The 2478-nt window shown below is 67.2% G+C and carries 2 protein-coding genes and 1 pseudogene (2 of these 3 only partly in view); 1 reads left to right on the top strand and 2 read right to left on the bottom strand.

Annotation, left to right across the window (positions count from 1 at the left end; all coding sequences use genetic code 11):
* Positions 1-758, bottom strand: partial view of an ABC transporter ATP-binding protein gene (locus tag K789_RS0104295; RefSeq protein ID WP_024365677.1) — the 5' portion only. 130 nt of this gene lie to the left of the window's left edge; only the first 758 of its 888 coding nucleotides appear in the window; it begins with the start codon at positions 756-758; the stop codon falls past the left edge of the window.
* Positions 759-902: 144 nt separating this feature from the next.
* Between K789_RS0104295 and serB the strand changes: the two genes are divergently transcribed.
* Positions 903-1811: a phosphoserine phosphatase SerB gene (serB, locus tag K789_RS0104290; protein WP_024365676.1), complete on the top strand. Its 909-nt coding sequence runs from the start codon at positions 903-905 to the stop codon at positions 1809-1811.
* A gap of 81 nt (positions 1812-1892) precedes the next feature.
* On the opposite strand, the pseudogene K789_RS22280 reads toward serB, so the two are convergent.
* Positions 1893-2478, bottom strand: a pseudogene (locus tag K789_RS22280) (SDR family oxidoreductase) (it continues 165 nt past the right edge of the window).

Raw genomic sequence — 2478 nt, 5'->3', positions numbered from 1 at the left:
CCCGCCGCGACGCTGACGTCCAAAGGCAACCCGAAGGTTTCGCTCAGGTTTGTGGCCGTCAGGACGCCTTCGATCGGGCCCTGGGCCACCACCGCGCCGTCGCGCAGCAGCATGGCGTGGGTGAAGCCCGGCGGGACTTCCTCGAGGTGGTGCGTGACCAAGACAATGGCCGGGGCGGCGTCGTCGCGGGCGAGTTCACTGAGCCGGTACACAAGATCCTCGCGGCCGGCCAGATCCAGCCCCGCGGCGGGTTCATCCAGGAGAAGCAGTTCGGGATCGGTCATCAGGGCCCGGGCGATCTGGACGCGCTTGCGCTCCCCCTCGGACAGCGAGGCGAACGGCCGGTTGAGCAGAGGGCCCATGCCCCACTCGTTCAGGAGGGCGAAGGCCCGGCGTTCGTCGTCCTTCTCATAGCCCTCGCGCCACCGTCCGGTGACACCGTAGGCCGCCGTCACGACGACGTTGAGGACCTTCTCGTGCTCCGGGATCTGGTTGGCCAGCGCAGCCGAGGACAGGCCGATCCGGGGCCGGAGTTCAAAGACGTCGACGGCGCCCAGGATTTCCTCGAGGATGCCTGCCATTCCGCTCGTGGGGTGGATCCGTGCGGCGGCCAGCTGGAGCAGAGTGGTCTTGCCGGCGCCGTTGGGACCCAGGATCACCCAGCGTTCGCCTTCCTTGACCTGCCAGTCGACCTTGTCGAGGAGGGTTTTTGCCCCACGCACAACGCTGACGGCGGCCATTTCAAGAACATCACTCATAGGAGTAGACACTAGGACAAAAAAGCGGACGACTGATAACCGGTACGCCGGGGCCCTGCCGGGGGCGGGCTGCGCGGCTTCCGCGGCGTCACTGTCGCGCAACGGATTCGGGCCCCGATCTGCCTGATCGCTAGGATTGCAGCCATGAACCTGTACGTGACCGCCGTGAGCTATGCCCCGAAACTTTCACTTCCCGAGGTGCAGCAGCTCCGCACGCTGCTCGCAGCAGCGGGACTGACGCTGGACGCCGAATCCCGCACCGGAGACGACCGCTTCGAGGTCTATACGGCGGACGTCAGTTCCGACGTGGCCTCCACCGTGGACCGCAGGGAGGGTGCGCTGGCCGAACTGCGCCGAACGGCGGCAGAGAACGGCCCCGCCGGAGTCGACACGGCCATCGTCCCCGCCGCCCTCCGCAGCGCGGAGCGGAAGTTCCTCATCATGGACGTGGATTCCACCCTGATCCAGCAGGAAGTGATCGAACTACTGGCCGCCTACGCCGGCAAGCGCGAAGAAGTAACGGCGGTGACCGAGGCCGCCATGCGCGGCGAACTGGACTTCGCCCAGAGCCTGCACGCACGCGTGGCGGTGCTCGCCGGACTGCCGGCCGACGTCGTCGATTCCGTCCGTGCCGAGGTGAAACTGAGCCTCGGCGCGGCGGAGCTCGTCACTGCATTCCAGGAAGCCGGCCACGTCGTGGCGGTGGTCTCGGGGGGCTTCAACCAGATCCTGCGGCCGATCGCGGAGGGCCTTGGACTTGACTACTGGGTCGCCAACGAACTGGAAATCGCCGACGGCGCGCTGACCGGAAAGGTGATCGGTGAGGTGATCGACCGGGCGGCGAAGGAGAAGTACCTGCGCGAATGGGCCGCCAAGGAAGGCATCCCGATGGAGCACACGATTGCCGTCGGCGACGGGGCCAACGACCTGGACATGCTCGGCGCCGCCGGGATAGGCGTGGCGTTCAACGCCAAACCGGCCGTCCGCGCGGTGGCGGACGCCGCCGTGAACATGCCCTACCTCGACGCCGTGCGGTACATCGCCGGAGTCTGAGGCGGGACGGGCACCCGGGAACAACACCAAAGGCCGGGGCGGTTGCCCCGGCCTTTAGTGTGCTCCCCGAAACGGCTGGAACTAGTTGTTGCTCTTGTCGAAGTAGTCGGCTCCGCCGACGTATTCGGTGTGGCCGGACTCGACGTCGGCCGTGACCATCTTGGCGACCTCGGCGGCGAACTCCTTCACCGAGTACAGCTTCCCTGCCTCGGCACGGCGGGCCTCGATGGCACCCGGGTTGGAGCGGTCCAGCAGGGTGGCCGTCACGGTGCCCTCGATCATGTCGCCGGAGACGATGACCAGGGAGATGCCCTTCTCAGCCAGGTTCGGAATAAGTTCGCGGAGGGCGTCCTCGCCCGCGCGCTTGCTGCGTGCCACCGGCTCGTAGTTCTCCATGGTGGGAACGGTGTTGATGAAGTGGGCCTGGTGGCTCGTCACGAAGACCACCCGGGACCCCTCGGGCATCAGCGGGACGGCGGCGTTGAGCATGTTCACCTGGGCGTCGCGGTTGAGCTTCAGTGCGTAGTCCGCCTCCATGCCGGATTCCATCCCGCCGGAGGCGTTGAGGACCAGGACATCCAGCGAGCCGAAGTTCTCCATTGCGGCACTGGCCAGGGCCTGGACCCCTTCCTGGGTGGTGAGGTCTGCGCCGACGGCGGCCGCGCGG

It is taken from the genome of Arthrobacter sp. TB 26 (assembly GCF_000427315.1).
Classification (GTDB): domain Bacteria; phylum Actinomycetota; class Actinomycetes; order Actinomycetales; family Micrococcaceae; genus Arthrobacter.
The sequence above is the reverse complement of the archived record's forward strand: the minus strand, read 5'-3'. Positions and strand labels throughout refer to the sequence as shown.

Excerpts from the sequence above, each read along its gene's own strand:
- serB (WP_024365676.1), top strand. The coding sequence starts at position 903 with ATGAACCTGTACGTGACCGCCGTGAGCTATGCCCCGAAACTTTCACTT.